Origin of the sequence: Kibdelosporangium phytohabitans, from assembly GCF_001302585.1 — a bacterium.
GTDB classification, from domain to species: Bacteria; Actinomycetota; Actinomycetes; order Mycobacteriales; family Pseudonocardiaceae; genus Kibdelosporangium; species Kibdelosporangium phytohabitans.
This window is the reverse complement of the sequence record NZ_CP012752.1, coordinates 4,102,866-4,118,808: the sequence shown is the minus strand read 5'-3', so window position 1 is coordinate 4,118,808 and position 15,943 is coordinate 4,102,866. Positions and strand designations below refer to the sequence as shown.

The following is a 15,943-nucleotide window of genomic DNA, read 5'->3' as shown; positions in this document are numbered from 1 at the left end:
CGAGATCCCGACGAGCCGACCCGCGTCCCTCATCCCGCGACTCCTTGCACGTCAACGACTCGGCGCCCGACGCTGCTCGCGTCGCGCACACAGGCACGGGCGATCGCGTCGGAGTCGGCCAGGATGACCGACTGCACACCAGGCCGGATTCCCGCCGCTGTCAGCCAGTGCACCGACTCGGTCGGCACACCGAACGCGAACCGCCTCGGGTGCGGGCAGCCCTGCGCGTCCACGAGGTGGTACGGCCGTTCGGTCACCGCGAGGCCACCGGTCTCGTAACCGTCGATGTGGTACGGCCGTGCCTGTCCGGTCCGCAGCAGGAACCGCAGCAGCGGGTCGCCGGTCCGCCGGATGTCGATCTCCGGCAGCCGCGCCTCGATCACCGTCGCGACCCGGACCGGGTCCTCGTCGATCACCGCGGAGGAGACCAGGAACGCGCCGCCGTCCGGCGCCGGGTCCACCCGGACACCCGGCCCGGCCACAGTCAGCACACCGGCGCGCATCAACGCGGCCATCTCCTCGATGCGTTGCGCGGGCGGGCCGATCGAGACGAACGCGTTCAGCGGCGTGTACCAGTCACGCAGTTCGTCGCGGTAGGACCAGCCGGTCAGGCCGCCGTGGTCGACCACCAGCCGGATCTCGTTGCGCAGGTCCCTGAGCACGTCCAACGCGGCCTTGAGCGGGCTGGAGACGTTGCCGCGCCTGGCTTCGGCGAGGTCGTCGCGCAGGTAGCCGAGCAGCCACCGCTGGAACTCCGCGGTATCCGCGAAGACCCGGTCGCCGTACGGCCGGGCGATCCGTGCCCAGTCCCAGTGCTCGCCAGGGCGCACGCCGTACCGGCTCAGCAGCAGGGAATCCTGCCGTGCTGCCGTGAGATACCGGGGAAGGAACTCGTCGGCTGCTTGCTTGCCAAGCCGTTCGGCGATCAGCGTGTGGTAGTAGACGGCCGTGACTTCCTTGGCCACCAAGGGCCACACGTCCCTGCGGAACTCCGTACCGCCGGCGTGGCGCAGCCGCTGGATCACGTCCAGGGTCAGCACACGCGGCTCGTGGCGCAGCGTCGCGCCCTTCTGGTTCTCGCCCCGGGCGTGGAACGGGATGCCGCGCCGGGAACCGGCGTACATCACCGGTTCCGAACCGGACCGGCGGTAGGCCAGTGTGCCGTCGGCCTGGCGGGTGAACTCGCCGCCTCGGCCGGTGGTCAGCAAACCCATGTAGTCGAAGAAGTTCAGCCCCATGCCGCGCACCATCACCGGCTGCCCGGCCGCGACGAACGACAGGTCCACGTCAGCGGGGTTGGCGGGCAGCTGGTGGCGCACCCGCCCACCGCTCGACGCGGCGAACTCCGACAGGTGCTGTTCCGCGGCGGTCGGCGCCGAGTCGACGTGCCCCTGCGCGAGGACCACGTAGTCCACATCGGACAACACAACACCGTTGTCCAGCTCGACGGTTTGCGTGACGCCGTCGCGCAACGCCACCGCACACGCGCGGTGCAACTCGATGCGAACGTGTGCAGGGCAGTGCCGGATCAGCAGCCGCAGCACCCAGCGCAGGTAGTAGCCGTAGAACGCCCTCGTCGGGTACGAGTCCGGGGTGAGCGCACGCGCCTGCGCCCGGATCGGTCCCGGGTAGATCCCGCCGACGGCGACCTCTTTGGCCCACTCGTACAACGACGGACCGGGCCGGATCGGCCCCGCACAGTCCACGCTGTCGTCTGTGTACATCGTCACCTGCGAGGCGACCGTGTTCATCAGCAGCTGGGCGGGCTGGTCGACACGCCACGCACGGCCGCCGTCACCCGCGAGCGGGTCCACGAGGTGCACGACAACCGCGCCGGTCACGTCCACGCCGGCGTTGGCACAGACGCGCTCGACGACGGAGATCCCGCGTGGACCCGCTCCCACAACGCAAATCGTGGTCGAACCGTTCACCGGTGTGTCTCGCCGGCGGGTTCCCACGTGTAGAAGCAGTCGGCCATCGCGTCCTTGGGCGACTGCCACGTCGGCAGGTAGGGCGTGATGAACTCGTCGAGCAGGCCGCTGATCCTGGCGAACTCGGGGTGTTTGCGCGCCTCGGCGACCGCGTCGTCACCGAGGTCCTCGGTTTCCAGCAGGTGCGCGTACAGGTCGCCGAGCCGGTAGAGCGACCGGCGGCGCACCCCGGCGATGCGCGGCAGGTCGGTCCGGTCGGACTCGGCGAAGATCTCGGCGACCCGCTGCTCGGTGCCCGGCTGGATCTTCGCGACGATCAGGGTTCGGTGCATGCGCTCGATTCTGCTGACCGGACTTCCCACGGTCGTGGGGAAAGCGTCCCCCTGGCCGCGGGAAACCGCAGGAGGGCCTACGAGCCGAGCCCGGCCCGGCGCGCGTACATCGCCGCCTCCCCGCGTTCGACGATGCGGAGTTTCGCGAAGATCCGGGAAACGTAGTTACGGACGGTTTTGACCGAGACGTCCAGGTCGTAGGCGATGGCGTCGTTGCCGCGGCCGTCGGCGATCAGCTCGAGCACGGCCCGTTCCCGGTCGGTCAGCTCGGGGAACGGCTTGCCGCCGTCGGTGTGTGTGTCCTTGAGGTGGTCGATCACCCATTCGGACACCACCGGTCCGAACGCGACACCGCCGCGGCGGACCGTGCCGACCGCGCGGGCGATGTCGTCCACTCCGGACCCCTTGAGCAGGTACCCGCGCGCACCCGCCCGCATCGCGGGCAGGAAGGTTTCACTGTCCTCCAGAACAGTCAGGATGACCACGTCGGTTCCCTGGCACTTGCCCGCGATCGCTTTGGTGGCACTGATGCCGTCGATACCCGGGACGGCGATGTCCATCAGCACGACGTGCGGGCGCAGGCGGTGGCTCGCGGCGATGGCGTCGGTGCCGGTACCGACTTCGCCGACCACCTCGAACCGCGGGTCGGCGCCGAGCGCCCCGCGTAACCCCGACCGGTACAGCGGGTGGTCATCGGCGATGAGCACCCTGGTGCGCACGGCATCCACCTCGGTCTCTGCAGTCACGACTCCCCCACCAATGCCGACCAGCCAGCCGAGCGGCGCCGGTCCCACGCCAATGGACACGCGGTTTCGTCACCCCGCCCGGCAACGATTCCCCCACCGCGGACATCTTCGTTCGTCCCACACCCAGTTTGTTTGTTTCTATCCAATCCGGACACTACCGGCGCACGAGCACGGCGGCAAAACCGTCCCGGACCGCGAACACGGTGTAACACTGCGGAGAAACAGGGGAAAACTCATGAATCGGATCCGCGCTGCCCAGGCGGGACGAGCCCGGCCGCCGCACCGAGCGCCGCGCCCACGACCAACGCGACAGCCAGCACGGACACCGCCATCTCCGGTGCCGAGGCAGCGAATGGTGACACCCCTCTGATCGACTCGACCAGCACGACCGCGGTGAGCAGTGCGTATCCCCCGGTGCCCACCAAGACGACCCGTGTTTTCACCCGGTCGGCCCAACCCGTCAGGTCCACCAGCCATGCCAATCCCGGTAGGACCAGAATCGCGTGCATCGCGACCGCGTGCGCGGGCTTCAGCTCACCGGCGGTCGTGTACGCCAGCTGAGCTTGACCGGACCGCGCTTCGACCACCCCGCGCGCGATCATCACCGCGCCGACCGCGAGCGCGATGAGCAGGATGACGAACCCCGCCCGCACCGCGATCCGCATGGCCGCCGACAGGTCGCGGGTGCCCGCGATGGTGGCGCTCGCCAGCCCGAGGATCGACAGGATGATCACCCCACCGCCGGCCGCGAGCGACATCGAGACCACGCTGTCGAACGGAGTCTCGAAGTTGAAGTGCGACGGGACGCCCCGCCACGCCTGCATGCTGACCAGACCTGTCTCCACCACGCTGACGACCGTGAACACCGTCAACAGGAATGTCCGCGAGCGTTCGGTGATCTTGAGGTAGGACACCGCCCACGCCACCGTCGCCAGGGTCAGCCCGAAGGACATGCCGAACGTGGCTGCCTTGCGCAACGAGACCGGCCCGGTCCAGCTGCCTCCGGTCACGAGCAGCACGGCGGCGGCGACCAGGCCGGAAGCGAACAGCACCGCACCGACCACGTACGCCCTGCGCTCGACCTTCCTGCCGCCGCGCCAGATCTTGGCCAGCGCGGTGCCCAGTCTCGCCGCAACGCTCCCCGTCGACATGGCCGTGCTCGTCATGCCCCCATTGTTCGCGTGCGGCCGCGCGGACTACAAGCCGCCCGGTGCGTATCCCGTCCAGCGCTTTTGAGGCGCCGTGTACGCAAGCCTGCGTACCCCCGATGCCGCTCCCTGTCGGTCGCCACACGTGGGCACCGGCCGCCATGCTGTTGTTCGTGACCGATCAACGGCCGCAACAGACGCGAACCACGAAGGAGATTCGGGCATGACCTCCACTCGCCCGCCGTCCTCAGCGGCAACGATCAATGCCGTCTTCCTGTTCATCGCAGCCGCGGGCATCGTGCTGCAGATCATCGTCGGTGTTCCCGGATATCCCGCGGTGCCGCCCGGCCCGATCATCCTCGCCGTCGCGGGGCTCCTGGTCCTGCTGCTGGCGAGCAAGGCGAAATGGGTCCTGTTCATCGGGATCATCGCCCCGCTGTTCGTCCTGGTCGGCGGGCTGATCGAGGGATCGATCTTCGACCGCCTCGGCAACCCCGGCGACTTCGGCCCGTTCCTCGGGACGGCGCTGCAGGAGATCGGCATCGTGGTGGCGTTGATCTACGGCATCATCGCCGCGTCGCAGGCGTACCGGAAGGTCGCCGCGCACTGACCACCGCACGACCGGACTCGCGCTGAGTCCCACCGAACCACCCACCCCCCAATAGGAAAAGGCCCGGCACACCACCCCAGGTGCCGGGCCTTTTCCGCATGTCCCCGGCGCTGAGCTGCAGATGTCCCAGCCCCGGCGGGACCGGCGACTCATGACCGGGGGACCTTCTTGCGCCAGTGTCGATGACGCGCACGCTCACCGCACTGGAGGTACGAATGTCCACCCAGGACAACATGGACCTTGTCCGCATGATCACCGAGAAGGGGCTCAACCAGGGTGATCTGAGCTTCATCGACGACGTGTTCTCGCCGTACTACGTCGTGCACGTGCGGGACCTGGAGCTGCCGACCGGGCCGGGCGCGTTCGCCAAGGCGGCCGGGTTCTGGCGGGAGTCCTTTCCGGACTTCCACTGCACCATCGAGCACATGATCGGCGACGGCGAGTACGTCGCGCACCGGTTTTCCACCACCGGCACGCACACCGGCCCGCTCGGCCCGATGCCGCCGACCGGCAAGCGGTTCTCCGTCTCCGGTGTCGACATGCACCGCGTGGTCGGCGGCAAGGTCGTCGAGTCGTGGATCAGCGACGACTTCCCCAGGATCCTGATGGAGATCGGCGCGCTGAGGCCCGCGGGTGGCCCGCCCAACGGCCGGCCGAACGGTCACTGACATGGGCACGCAACGACTGGGGTTCATCGGCCTCGGCGCGATGGGCTCGGGAATGGCCAGCCGCCTCGCCGCCGCGGGCTTCACCGTCTCGGTGTACAACCGGACCAGGTCCAAGGCGCAAGCGCTTGCCACAGAGGGGCTGACGGTCGCCGCGACGCCCGCTGAGGCGGCGCGGGACGTGGACGTGCTGCTGGTCTGCCTGGCCACCGCGGATGTCGTCGACGATCTCGTGCTCGGCCACGACGGCGCGCTCGCAGCCGCGCCCGCGGCCGTGACCGTCGCGAACATGAGCACGGTTTCCCCTGACGCGGCACGTACTTTCGCCGAGCGGGTGGCCGCGGCCGGGCACCGCGCGCTGGACGCGTGCGTACTCGGCAACGCCAACCACGCGCGGGACGGCGAACTGCGGTTCATGATCGGCGGCGACGAGTCCGATGTGGAGACCGTCCGGCCGGTGCTGGAGGTGCTGGCCAAGGAGGTCGTGCACCTCGGCGGGCACGGCATGGGCGCCACCGCGAAGGTCGCGATGAACCTGCTGATGGGCGTCCAGATGCAGGCGCTGGCCGAAGCGATCGTGTTCGGCGAACGCGCCGGGCTCGACCGGGGGCAGCTGATCAGGATGATCGCCGCGAGCGGGTACAGCTCGCCGGTGATGAAGTTCAAGGCAGGCGTGATGGCCAGGCGCGCGTTCGAGCACGCCGACTTCAAGCTCACGTTGATGCGCAAGGACTTGCTGCTGGCGCTGCGGGACGCCGAAGCGCTCGGGGTGGACATGCCCGCGACCGCCGCCAGCTTCGACGTGCTCACCGCGGCGCAGGAATCGGGACTCGGCGACCTCGACTGCGCGGCGGTGCTGACCGAAGTGGAACGCCGGAAAACCGACTCAAGGAGGACAGATGTCCGTTGAGAACAGTGTCGAGACCAAGCCGCTCGACCTCGCTCCGGGTGAGGGCCGGGCGATCTGGCACATGGGCGCGCTGATGGTGTTCAAGGCCACCAGCGCCGACACGGGCAACCAGTTCTGGCTGGCCGAGCAGACCTCGAATCTGGGCTACGCCTCGCCCGTGCACCTGCACACCCGCGAGGACGAGCTGTTCTACGTGCTCGACGGTGAGCTCAGCATCGAGATCGACGGCGTGATGCACCACCCGTCCACCGGTGGCACGGTGTTCGCCCCGCGTGGGCTGGCGCACTCGTACAAGGTCGAGTCGGAGACCGCGCGGTGGCTGGTGCTCGGCACGCCCGGCGGGTTCGACGGCTGGTTCTTCGACACGGGCAAGCCCGCCGAGCGGCTCGAGGTCCCCGCGTTCAACCCGGCCGGCTTCCCCGACTTCGGTGAGGTCATCGCGTCGGTCGAGGCGTACGGGGGCAAGGTGCTCGGCCCGCCACGCGGGACGGGCGACTGATGACGGCGATCGACGTCCACGGTCACGTCACGTCGCCAGAGCTGTTCAAGAGGTTCCCGATGCCGCCGAGCCTGGCCGACATCGACGGCATGGTCGAGCAGAAGCTCGCCGTGGGGATCGGCATGACGATCGTCGGCAGCCCGGTAGGCGCGGGGACCATGGTCCCGGTGCCGGGCCTCGACAACTACGCGCAGCCCGCCGACCAGCTGGCCTCGTTCCACGAGTGGGTCGGCGAGACCGTCCGGTCGCACGGGGACAATCTGCGCGGGTACGTCTACGTCAACCCGTTCGACGACGATGACGCGCTTGCCGCGGCGGCGAAGCTGCTGGGACAGCCGGAATTCGTCGGCCTGATCGTGAACACGAGCGTGCGCGGCGAATACCTGTCCTCGCCGCGTGCGGAGTCGTTCTTCGCCATGGCCCACGAGACCGGCGCACCGGTCCTGCTGCACCCACCGGCCGAACCTGTCGGCGCGGCGGCGATGAACGGGCATCTCGGGCTGGTCGAGCACGTCGTGCGGCCGTGTGACATCACGGCGGGTGTGGCGTCGATCCTGTTCGCCGGCTGGCTGCGGAAGTTCCCCGGGCTGAAGCTGATCGCAGCCAACGCGGGCGGCGCGCTGTCGCTGCTGCGCGAGAAGCTGGACCTGGCGCAGCTCAGGGCACGGCCCGGTGGGCCGCCGGTGGCCGACCAGCCGCCGGTCAGCGACCAGTTGTCGTCGCTGTACTACGACACCGCCACGCCCAGCGCGGCTTCGTTGCGCGCCGCCGCGTCGGTGTTCGGCCCGGAGCGGCTGCTGTTCGGCACGGATTCGCCGCCACTGACGGCGCCGCTGCCCAGCAGTCTCAACCTGATCGACACGTTGGACGTGACGCCGTGGCAGCGTGAGCTGGTGTTGTCAGGCACCGCGCGGACGCTGTTCGACTTGGACAGAGCATGACAGGCCGCGTGGCACCCGACCGCACCTCAGGGGAACGTGGCGCAAGCCAGCCATCGGTACGCACCGATCCGAAGGGGATCAGCCCAAGGTGACCAAGCGTAGGAACTCCGGGAGGCACAACAGCCATGACGCTCTACACAGGACGGAAGGTCCTGCTCGCCGGTGGCTACGGCGGTATCGGCGCGGCCATCGCCGAGCAACTCGTCGCGAGTGGCGCGGCAGTGGCGATCGCCGGGCGGTCGAAGGACAAGGCGGTCGCGCTGGCCGACAAGCTCGCAGGTGGCGACGCTCCGGTCGTCGGGGTGGAGCTGGACATCACGTCCACCGCGTCGATCCGTGCGACCGTGGCAGGCGTGGCCGACGAGTTGTCCGGTTTGGACACGTTGATCAACTGCGCGGGCAAGCTGGAGACGATCCCGGCGGAGAAGTTCCCCGAGCAGGTGTTCCGCGACATCGTCGACGCCAACCTGACCGGCGCTTTCCTGCTGTCGCAGGAAGTCGGCAAACGGCTGATCGACGAGGGCACGCCGGGCCGGATCGTGCACCTGTCCTCGGTGCGCGGCGCGGCGGGCGGGCGGCGCGGGTTCAGCGCGTACGGCGCCAGCAAGGCCGCGGTGGACCTGCTGGTCAAGCAGCTGGCCACGGAATGGGGCAGGCACGGGATAACCGTGAACGCGGTCGCGCCGGGGTTCGTGCGCACGGAGCTGGTCGAACAAGCCACGCAGGACAACGGTTTCCTGGCCATGCTCAAGCAGCGGATCCCGCTCGGCCGGGTGGCCGAGCCGGAGGAGGTGGCGAGTGCGGTGCTCTACCTGGTCTCGCCGCTGGCCCGGTTCGTCACCGGGCAGGTCATCTACGTCGACGGCGGAGTCACCGCCAGCCAGTGAACACTTGGTGAGGAGAAGGACAATGCCGATGTGGCATGGACTGCAGTACCCGTTGAAGCCGGGCAGCGAGGAGGCGGTGAAGGAACTGTTCCGCCGCAGCGGCAGGCCCCGGTTCGACGTCACCGACGCCGACGGCAAGGTGGTCGGCAGGCTGCTGGGCACGATGGTGTTCGTCGGCAAGGAGATCGCGATCCGGATCATCGAGGTCGAGGGCCCGCTGCCGCTGGTCGCCGCGCACATGAGCCGCCAGCAGGAGGTCAAGGACTTCGAACGCGAGCTGGAGCAGCACCTGGCGGCGCCGCGCGACATGGTCACCCCGGACGGCGCACGGGCGTTCTTCCGCCAGGCGGCGCTGGAGAACGTGATCGCCCGCAGGCACGACCAGCCGCTCAAGCCGGTCGGCTGATGGACATCGGGATCGGCCTGCCGAACACGGTGTCAGGCACCAGCGGCGGCACGCTGCTGGACTGGGCGCGAGAGGGCGAGCGAGCGGGTTTCTCGACGCTGGCCACCCTCGACCGCCTGGTCTACGACAACTTCGAGTGCCTGACCACATTGGCGGCCGCGGCCGCGGTGACCGAACGGATCAGGCTGACGACGGCGATCATGATCGCGCCCGTGCGCGCGGACACCGCCGTGATGGCCAAGCAGGCGGCGTCGGTGGACCGGTTGTCCGACGGACGCCTCACGCTGGGTCTCGCGGTCGGTGCCAGGCCGGACGACTTCAAAGCCAACGGGACGTCGCACGCCGGTCGCGGCAAGCGGATGGACCGGCAGCTGGCCGAGTTCGACGAGATCTGGGCGGGACAGCGGCGCGGCTTCGCAGGCGGGATCGGCCCGGCGCCCACCCGTACCGGCGGACCGGAGTTGCTGCTCGGCGGGCATTCCCCCGCCGCGATCGCCCGTGCGGCACGCCGCGGTGACGGCTGGATCTCCGGCAGCGGCGGACCGGACATGTTCAAGATCGGCGCACAGGCCGTCCAGGGCGCGTGGCGGGAAGCGGGCCGGGAAGGCAAACCGCGGTTGGTGGCGTTGTCGTACTACGCGTTGGGCGACAAGGCCGAGCAGATCGCGGACGACTACATCGGGAACTACTACGGATTCGCCCCGCCGTACGCACAACTCGTGCGCCGCAACACCAGCGCGGGTTCAGCCGCGGTGGCCGCGACGATCGACGCGTTCGAGGCCGCCGGATGTGACGAGTTGCTCCTGGTTCCGTGTTCGGCCGATCTGGACCAGCTGAAGCTGCTCACCGCTCTGGTCCAGTGCCGTTCCTAGATTCCCGCCCTGTACGGCGTGTTCACTTCGGTGGCACGCCGTACAACCGTGTCCGGGACGCCCACACCCGGCGCCATGACCGCTGGGGGAATGTCCGGATGGGACCTGGAGGCACTGGCCGCCTGTGCTCGATATCGCGGTCCGGCTGGGCGACCGCCTGTTCACGTGGCGCCGGCAAGCCGTCGGGCGACCGGTGACGGCGCAGGTGCGGCTGGAGTCCGGCGGTGTGGTGCTGCGAACCGAGACCGTGGGCATGGACGTGTGGTCCCACGACCTCACGCAAGCACTCGTACAGCACGCACAGGCCCACGCGGCCACCGTGGAGTTGCTGCACCGCCTGACGTTGCCGGACCAACCGTGACAGAGGGCGCGTACACCTCCAACATCTCCGTCGCCGAACACCACGCCCTCCGCGCGGTCGGGTTCGCCCCAGTCGGCCTGGTGATGGGGAACTACGTGTTCGACCTGTGGAACATGACGTTGTCGGACAACTGCGGGTACACCCAACCGGATGTCGGCGACCGGCTGTTCAGACCGGCGTCCGTGCCCGCTCCGCGCGTCCGGGCCACGCCCGAGATGCGAGTCGCGGCCCACGATGCCCGTGAACGCGCTGTCAACCACCTGCGGCAGGAATGCCTTGAGCTCGGCGGCGACGGTGTCGTCGCAGTCGAGCTGACCACCAGGCCGTTCCCCTTCGGTGGGACTGAGTTCCTCGCTGTCGGCACAGCGGTGCGCGCGACGGGCCCAGTCCGGCCACCGGAGCCTTTCCTGTCCGACCTGAGCGGGCAGGACTTCGCCACGCTGATCGAGGCGGGCTGGGTCTTCCGGCACGGCGGGCCGGGCAGGCCGCCGCTGCCGGTGATGCGGCTTCGTTGAAGGAGGGGACAGATGGATGCGAGCGGTGCGGAGCTGTCGGCTGAGGCGATGGCGAGGCTCAACGAGCTGAAACCGGGGAAGCCGGGGGCGATCTTCACATCCGACATGTCGGTGAACGAGTTCCTGCTGGTCCGCCACGCGGGCTTCCGGCCGCTGGGGACGGTGCTGGGGACGGTGCTGGGGACGGTGCTGGGGACGTCGGTGTACCAGGTCGGGCTGCAACTCGGCCGCTGGAGCCGCAACCAGGAGCCGGACAAGCTGTCCCAGGCGATGTACCACGCCAGGGAGCTGGCGATGACGAGGATGCAGACCGAGGCGGCCGTGCTCGGCGCCGACGGCATCGTGGCGGTCCGGCTGAGGGTCGAGCGCACGGAGTGGGACTCGGACATCGCGGAGTTCATCGCGGTCGGCACGGCGGTGAAGGCGGAGGGCGTCGTGGGCGTGCGGTTGTCCCAGCTCAACCACACGTGGGGCAATCACACCACGGAGTTCTTCGCGATTGGCACCGCGGTACGCCCGATCCGCGACGACCACACGATCCCCGACCCGTACTTCGTGCTCGGCCTGGACACGTAGGCTCCCGTTACGCATCGGCGGCTCGCCGCGATGTTGTCGGCATGGCCATCCACGTCAGCGACAGCGGCAGCGCGGACGCATCCGGCGGCGGGTACGCCAACACGGGTGTGCACATCGGTGACGTCAACCTGGTGACCGGGATGCCGGTGCGCACGAGGTACCGCAACCAGGTGGAGGCGATCGCGCGGCACGAACTGCGTGACCGGGAAGCCGAACTGGCTGAGCTGGCGGAGTTCTGCACCGCCCCGGAGACGGCCGGGTCGTACGTCTGGTGGCAGGCCGACGCCTGGGCGGGCAAGTCGCTGCTGATGTCGCACTTCGTGCTCAACCCGCCTGCCGGGGTGCGGATCGTGTCGTTCTTCGTCACCGGTCAGCAGGCTGGGCAGAACAACCGGGCCGCGCTGACAGGCAACCTGGTCGAACAACTGCTGGCGATGCTCGGGCAGCCGCCGCCCCCGTACATGCCGGACTCCACCCTCGAAGGGCACCTCACCGGCCTGATCGAGGAAGCGGCCGAGGCGTGCCGCCGCCGGGGCGAGAACTTCGTGCTCCTGGTGGACGGGCTGGACGAGGACCGCGGCGCGCACGACGGGCCGTCGTCGCACAGCATCGCGGCGTTCCTGCCCGAGACCCTGCGGCACGGAACGCGCGTCATCGTCGCCGGTCGTGTGAATCCCCCGGTGCCGTTCGACGTGAAGGTCGACCACCCGCTCCGCGACCCGCGCATCGTCCGGCGACTGGCGCCTTCCCCGCACGCCGACGCGGACAAGGACGCCCTGGTCCGCGAGGTGTGGGGGCTTGTCGACGACGGCGACATCGGACGCCATCTGCTCGGGCTGCTCACGGCGGCCAGGGGTGGTCTCACGCACGACGATCTCGTGGAACTGACCCGGGCGCGGGCGCAGGACATCCGGTCGCGCCTGCGCACTGTCGTCGGCCGTTCCTTCCGGGTGCACAAGAGCGCGTGGCTGGAACACGACGTCCTCGCTCTCGCTCACCAGGAGCTCGAAGTCGAGGCGCGCAAGGCTCTGGGCGGTGATCGTCTGCTGGAGTACGAACGAGCACTGCACGAGTGGGCCGGTCGATATCGCGACCGGAAATGGCCTCGTGACACTCCCGAATACCTCCTGCACGGCTACTACTCCATGCTGGCCGCGACTGGTGATCTCCCCGGAACTCTCGGCTACGTGACGGATCCGCGCCGGTACGACCGCGCACGCGTGCTGTCCGGTGGCGACGGCTCCGCTCTCAAGGAACTTGCCGAGGTACACGACAGCATCGCGCGTAACGCCGTTGTCGACTTGGCCGCGATTGCCCGGCTGGCGGTGCATCGCGAGTACCTCGAAACGCGCAACGCGATGATTCCGGCAGGGTTGCCCGCGTTGTGGACCCTGCTGGGGCAACGGGCCCGTGCGGAGGCGCTGGTCGGATCTGTCCGGACCGCGAGTTGGGAGAAGGACGCTTCTTCCGCCATGGCCATCGCGGAAGCGACCGTCGGCGACGTCCCCAGTGCGACCCATCGCGCTGTGTCCATCACCGACGACTGGGCCAAGGGGCACACGCTGTGGCGTATCGCGCACCTTGCCGCTCAGGCAGGTGATATCGGCGACGCCTATCGGCTCGCGCAGTCGATCGACCGAGGCTACATGCGCATGCGGGCGCTTGCCAGCGTCGCGAAGGCGGCGAAGGACGCGAACGAACCGGAACTGGCCGCGAAGCTCATCGAAGAAGCGGCCCCTTTGGTCAAGGACAACATGACCGGGACAGCTGCCCTCGATTTCGCGTACGCACTGCACACCGTCGGCGACCGCGAAGGCGCCAGAAAATGCCTGGGCACGTACAGGTTCGCGGATATCGACGGAACCTACGTCGTGGCCGGGCTCGTCGAAGCGACAGCGGACGTTGTCGACCTCGACAGCGCCGAACAGCTCGCCGAACGCATCACCAGCGCCGACGTTCAATCCGTGGCTTTCGCGGTCTTGGCCGGCAAGGCGTTCCTGAAGCTGGACCGGCCCCGCGCGAGCAGGCTCCTCGCACGCGCCGAGCACCTGCTGCCGAACATGGACAAACAGCCGGGCAACTGGGTATTCACGGCCATTGCCAAGGCGATGGCCAGGGGTGGGGACCCAACCCGCGCACAGCTGTTCCTGACAGAACACACGACAGCCGAGACACAAACCACCGTCTTGCTGGACCTGGCGGAATTCCTTGCCTCCACCGGGCACATCGACCGGGCGGAAGGCCTCGTGCACGCCACCGGCGTGCCGCTGCCGCAGCACTGGCCGTCCTTGGTCCGGGTCGCCTGCCGGATCGCCGCGGCCGGACATCCGCGACGCGCGGAAGCCATTGTCAACACCATCACCAAACCCCACGATCGGGCGCAATCCCTGATCGAACTCGCGAAGCACGGCGACCGCGAGAGCGCGTGGCAGTGGGCTCGAGAAGCCGAGGAACTCATCGGCCCCACCGCCGAGTCTCACCGCCATGACGCGGCTATCAGCAAAGCGATACACGTGATCACCGGAAAAGGCGACACAGCGGGCACGGAAGAACTGGCGGAGGCCATCACTCAGGCCGACCTCCGAGACAAGGCTCTCGCCGACATCGCGGAAGCCGTCACGTATTCCGGTGACGCGGTCCGCGGCGAGGCGATCGCGCTGTCGATCTCGACGCTCGACGGCCGGGCACGAGCACTCGGCGCGGTCGCACGCGCGGACAACGTGGGCACCTACGGCTCGATTGCGTCGCCCCGCTTGGTGCTCAGGCCGGAAGATGTCACCATCCGGCATTGGACAGCGGAACTCAGCGTGGTCGTCGCGACCAGAACACCCGATCACGCTCGAACATTCCTCACTCACATCGAGGACGCCATCTCGCAGGCAACCGTCACAGCGAACCAAGTCGAGGCCATGGTCCGGCTGGTCGAGACGGCGGTCAGGATTCCAGGCTGGACAGACACGACAGGTTTGATCGACACAACGCGGCAGCTCGTCGAACCCGGCTCGGACCACACATCCACGCCGTTGTTCGCACGCCTGGCGACAGCGGCGAACTCCATCGGTGACCACAAGCTCGCCAAGGAGCTCTACGAGCGGGCACTGACGGCGTTCGCGTCCATGCCGGAAAACCGTCTGCCTTACTACGGCGCATACCCGGAGCTGGTCGAGGCGGCAACGGCCCTCGGCGACCCGGCACACGCGGAGCGCCTTGCCCAGTCGGCGTCGGATCCGCGCGTGCAGGCGGAGGCCCTGGTCGGTATGGCCAGAGCCGCCGACGCCGGGACCGCGTCCCACATCATCGCTCGTGTGGTCCGGCTCGGCGACTGGACCACGCCTCTCGTCCTTCCGCTGTGGCGCCGGCCAGATGTGGTCAACGCGATCGTGGAGGAGACCCGGGTCGTGCGCGAGCACGACGAGCTGTGATCACCCTGTCCCGACCATCCGTGTGGCCGCTTTCTCGCCGACGAGCCCCTTCGGTTTGAACACCGACAGGCCGGTCGCCAGCAGGTACAGCACGAGCTGGGCCACCAGCGCACCGAAGACCAGCCACGCTGTCGGCAGGTCGGCCGTCTCCAGGATCCGCGGTCCGGTCAGGAAGATCGCCATCGCCAGGTTGACCAGGGTGAGCACGAGTTTCTTCAGCACCCACGTGTGCTTGAACAGTCCCCACGGCGAGTAGATGGCGCTGAGGACGCCGATCAGCACCGCGGTCGACAGCAACGGGATGCCGAGCAGGTGCTGGATGTCGTCCGCGATGCCGAGCAACGCGTCCCGCCCCTCGGCGTCCGGTGTGGACAGACCGAGGGCCAGGACGAGGACGACCGCGAGCGTCGCGCCGATCCCCGACACCGAGGTCAGCACGTGCACCACGACCAGCAGCCTGCGGCGCTGCTGCGTCATGCCGCACCGACGATCGTCACCGTCGTGCGGTAGGTCGCCGGCGCTTCCGCGCGGGTGACGACGTAGTCCGCCAGGTCCGCGACGCTCACCGCGCGTTCGTTGCGCAGCTCGCCGTCCGGGATCACCTGGTAGTCCCCTGTCGCCGGGGTTTCACGGACCTTCGCCGAGCGGACGATGCTCCACTCGATGTCCGGGCAGTGGTTGACGAGCTCGTCCTCCACGCGTTCCACGTCGTTGTACGCGTTGCGCTGCTGCTTGTGCACGATGAACCGCAGCCACAGCTTGCGGGTCAGCGGTGCCTTCCGGCTGATCACGACCCCCGCCGGGGACACCGTGATCAGCCGCTTCACGCCGTTGGCGCGCATGCCTTTCAGCACAGCGGCAACCGTGGTCGAACGCACCACTGTGGACGATGTGCCCGGCATTCCCACCGCGAGGACCACCACGTCCGCTCCGGCCACTGCTTCTTCGGTGACCGACGCCTCCATGGCGTCACCCAGGTGCATGGTGAAGTTCTTGTCCCGCACGGGGGTGCGCGGCGCGTGCCGGGCGACTGCCGTCACCTTGTGGCCTTCCGCCAGTGCGCGGTGCACGACCGCGCTGCCGATCCGGCCGGTGCCACCGAATACCACGATGTTCATCGGT

18 protein-coding genes are annotated in these 15,943 nt (G+C 68.9%); 12 read left to right on the top strand and 6 right to left on the bottom strand.

Going from position 1 to position 15,943, the window contains the following annotated elements; translation table 11 throughout:
- Positions 1 to 29: 29 nt before the first annotated feature.
- From AOZ06_RS18845 to AOZ06_RS18830, 4 genes are all read right to left on the bottom strand, one after another.
- Positions 30 to 1,904 carry an FAD/NAD(P)-binding protein gene (locus tag AOZ06_RS18845; RefSeq protein ID WP_236952287.1) on the bottom strand — a complete coding sequence of 625 codons (1,875 nt, stop codon included), beginning with the start codon at positions 1,902 to 1,904 and terminating at the stop codon, positions 30 to 32.
- A 23-nt stretch (positions 1,905 to 1,927) separates the two neighbouring features.
- Positions 1,928 to 2,263 (bottom strand): TcmI family type II polyketide cyclase, encoded by a 336-nt coding sequence (locus tag AOZ06_RS18840; RefSeq protein WP_054290607.1) that lies wholly within the window; start codon positions 2,261 to 2,263, stop codon positions 1,928 to 1,930.
- A 77-nt stretch (positions 2,264 to 2,340) separates the two neighbouring features.
- Positions 2,341 to 3,009, bottom strand: a complete 669-nt coding sequence (locus AOZ06_RS18835; protein ID WP_157233106.1) for a response regulator — start codon at positions 3,007 to 3,009, stop codon at positions 2,341 to 2,343.
- A 233-nt stretch (positions 3,010 to 3,242) separates the two neighbouring features.
- On the bottom strand, positions 3,243 to 4,175 hold the full coding sequence (locus AOZ06_RS18830; protein WP_225954789.1) for a hypothetical protein: 933 nt from the start codon (positions 4,173 to 4,175) through the stop codon (positions 3,243 to 3,245).
- A 205-nt stretch (positions 4,176 to 4,380) separates the two neighbouring features.
- On the opposite strand from AOZ06_RS18830, the gene AOZ06_RS18825 reads away from it, so the two are divergent.
- The 12 genes from AOZ06_RS18825 to AOZ06_RS18770 all read left to right on the top strand — a co-directional run bounded on the left by AOZ06_RS18825 (position 4,381) and on the right by AOZ06_RS18770 (position 14,821).
- Positions 4,381 to 4,767 carry a hypothetical protein gene (locus AOZ06_RS18825; protein ID WP_054290606.1) on the top strand — a complete coding sequence of 129 codons (387 nt, stop codon included), beginning with the start codon at positions 4,381 to 4,383 and terminating at the stop codon, positions 4,765 to 4,767.
- Positions 4,768 to 4,982: 215 nt separating this feature from the next.
- A complete protein-coding gene (locus tag AOZ06_RS18820; RefSeq protein ID WP_054296738.1) occupies positions 4,983 to 5,435 on the top strand; it encodes an ester cyclase in 453 nt (150 codons plus the stop codon).
- A 1-nt stretch (position 5,436) separates the two neighbouring features.
- Complete coding sequence (locus tag AOZ06_RS18815) at positions 5,437 to 6,342, top strand: NAD(P)-dependent oxidoreductase (protein ID WP_054290605.1); 906 nt, start codon at positions 5,437 to 5,439, stop codon at positions 6,340 to 6,342.
- Positions 6,332 to 6,841, top strand: a complete 510-nt coding sequence (locus AOZ06_RS18810; RefSeq protein WP_054290604.1) for a cupin domain-containing protein — start codon at positions 6,332 to 6,334, stop codon at positions 6,839 to 6,841. Before AOZ06_RS18815 ends, AOZ06_RS18810 begins: the two co-directional genes overlap by 11 nt.
- Positions 6,841 to 7,782 (top strand): amidohydrolase family protein, encoded by a 942-nt coding sequence (locus tag AOZ06_RS18805; RefSeq protein WP_054290603.1) that lies wholly within the window; start codon positions 6,841 to 6,843, stop codon positions 7,780 to 7,782. The genes AOZ06_RS18810 and AOZ06_RS18805 overlap by 1 nt, the downstream gene beginning before the upstream one ends.
- Before the next feature lie 125 nt (positions 7,783 to 7,907).
- The gene (locus tag AOZ06_RS18800) at positions 7,908 to 8,669 is read left to right on the top strand and encodes an SDR family NAD(P)-dependent oxidoreductase (protein WP_054290602.1); all 762 of its coding nucleotides are present in this window, start codon (positions 7,908 to 7,910) and stop codon (positions 8,667 to 8,669) included.
- Between the two features lie 22 nt (positions 8,670 to 8,691).
- The gene (locus AOZ06_RS18795) at positions 8,692 to 9,075 is read left to right on the top strand and encodes a SchA/CurD-like domain-containing protein (RefSeq protein WP_054290601.1); all 384 of its coding nucleotides are present in this window, start codon (positions 8,692 to 8,694) and stop codon (positions 9,073 to 9,075) included.
- Entirely contained in the window at positions 9,075 to 9,947 is an 873-nt protein-coding gene (locus tag AOZ06_RS18790) for an LLM class flavin-dependent oxidoreductase (RefSeq protein WP_054290600.1), read from the top strand. The genes AOZ06_RS18795 and AOZ06_RS18790 overlap by 1 nt, the downstream gene beginning before the upstream one ends.
- Positions 9,948 to 10,071: 124 nt before the next feature.
- The gene (locus tag AOZ06_RS57880; protein ID WP_054290599.1) at positions 10,072 to 10,308 is read left to right on the top strand and encodes a hypothetical protein; all 237 of its coding nucleotides are present in this window, start codon (positions 10,072 to 10,074) and stop codon (positions 10,306 to 10,308) included.
- On the top strand, positions 10,305 to 10,823 hold the full coding sequence (locus AOZ06_RS57875; protein ID WP_054290598.1) for a heavy metal-binding domain-containing protein: 519 nt from the start codon (positions 10,305 to 10,307) through the stop codon (positions 10,821 to 10,823). Before AOZ06_RS57880 ends, AOZ06_RS57875 begins: the two co-directional genes overlap by 4 nt.
- A gap of 12 nt (positions 10,824 to 10,835) precedes the next feature.
- Entirely contained in the window at positions 10,836 to 11,399 is a 564-nt protein-coding gene (locus AOZ06_RS18775) for a heavy metal-binding domain-containing protein (RefSeq protein WP_054290597.1), read from the top strand.
- A 41-nt stretch (positions 11,400 to 11,440) separates the two neighbouring features.
- On the top strand, positions 11,441 to 14,821 hold the full coding sequence (locus AOZ06_RS18770) for a hypothetical protein (protein WP_054290596.1): 3,381 nt from the start codon (positions 11,441 to 11,443) through the stop codon (positions 14,819 to 14,821).
- Here the strand turns inward: AOZ06_RS18770 and AOZ06_RS18765 are convergent, their stop codons facing one another.
- Together AOZ06_RS18765 and AOZ06_RS18760 are read right to left on the bottom strand one after the other, a co-directional pair.
- Positions 14,822 to 15,298 carry a hypothetical protein gene (locus AOZ06_RS18765; RefSeq protein WP_054290595.1) on the bottom strand — a complete coding sequence of 159 codons (477 nt, stop codon included), beginning with the start codon at positions 15,296 to 15,298 and terminating at the stop codon, positions 14,822 to 14,824.
- Entirely contained in the window at positions 15,295 to 15,939 is a 645-nt protein-coding gene (locus AOZ06_RS18760) for an NAD(P)-dependent oxidoreductase (RefSeq protein WP_054290594.1), read from the bottom strand. The genes AOZ06_RS18765 and AOZ06_RS18760 overlap by 4 nt, the downstream gene beginning before the upstream one ends.
- Positions 15,940 to 15,943: the final 4 nt, after the last annotated feature.

Excerpts from the sequence above, each read along its gene's own strand:
- AOZ06_RS18820 (WP_054296738.1), top strand. The coding sequence starts at position 4,983 with ATGTCCACCCAGGACAACATGGACCTTGTCCGCATGATCACCGAGAAG.
- AOZ06_RS18775 (WP_054290597.1), top strand. The coding sequence starts at position 10,836 with ATGGATGCGAGCGGTGCGGAGCTGTCGGCTGAGGCGATGGCGAGGCTC.
- AOZ06_RS18810 (WP_054290604.1), top strand. The coding sequence starts at position 6,332 with ATGTCCGTTGAGAACAGTGTCGAGACCAAGCCGCTCGACCTCGCTCCG.
- AOZ06_RS18830 (WP_225954789.1), bottom strand. The coding sequence starts at position 4,175 with ATGACGAGCACGGCCATGTCGACGGGGAGCGTTGCGGCGAGACTGGGC.
- AOZ06_RS18790 (WP_054290600.1), top strand. The coding sequence starts at position 9,075 with ATGGACATCGGGATCGGCCTGCCGAACACGGTGTCAGGCACCAGCGGC.
- AOZ06_RS18800 (WP_054290602.1), top strand. The coding sequence starts at position 7,908 with ATGACGCTCTACACAGGACGGAAGGTCCTGCTCGCCGGTGGCTACGGC.
- AOZ06_RS18815 (WP_054290605.1), top strand. The coding sequence starts at position 5,437 with ATGGGCACGCAACGACTGGGGTTCATCGGCCTCGGCGCGATGGGCTCG.
- AOZ06_RS18795 (WP_054290601.1), top strand. The coding sequence starts at position 8,692 with ATGCCGATGTGGCATGGACTGCAGTACCCGTTGAAGCCGGGCAGCGAG.
- AOZ06_RS18760 (WP_054290594.1), bottom strand. The coding sequence starts at position 15,939 with ATGAACATCGTGGTATTCGGTGGCACCGGCCGGATCGGCAGCGCGGTC.
- AOZ06_RS18825 (WP_054290606.1), top strand. The coding sequence starts at position 4,381 with ATGACCTCCACTCGCCCGCCGTCCTCAGCGGCAACGATCAATGCCGTC.
- AOZ06_RS18805 (WP_054290603.1), top strand. The coding sequence starts at position 6,841 with ATGACGGCGATCGACGTCCACGGTCACGTCACGTCGCCAGAGCTGTTC.
- AOZ06_RS18840 (WP_054290607.1), bottom strand. The coding sequence starts at position 2,263 with ATGCACCGAACCCTGATCGTCGCGAAGATCCAGCCGGGCACCGAGCAG.
- AOZ06_RS18765 (WP_054290595.1), bottom strand. The coding sequence starts at position 15,298 with ATGACGCAGCAGCGCCGCAGGCTGCTGGTCGTGGTGCACGTGCTGACC.
- AOZ06_RS18770 (WP_054290596.1), top strand. The coding sequence starts at position 11,441 with ATGGCCATCCACGTCAGCGACAGCGGCAGCGCGGACGCATCCGGCGGC.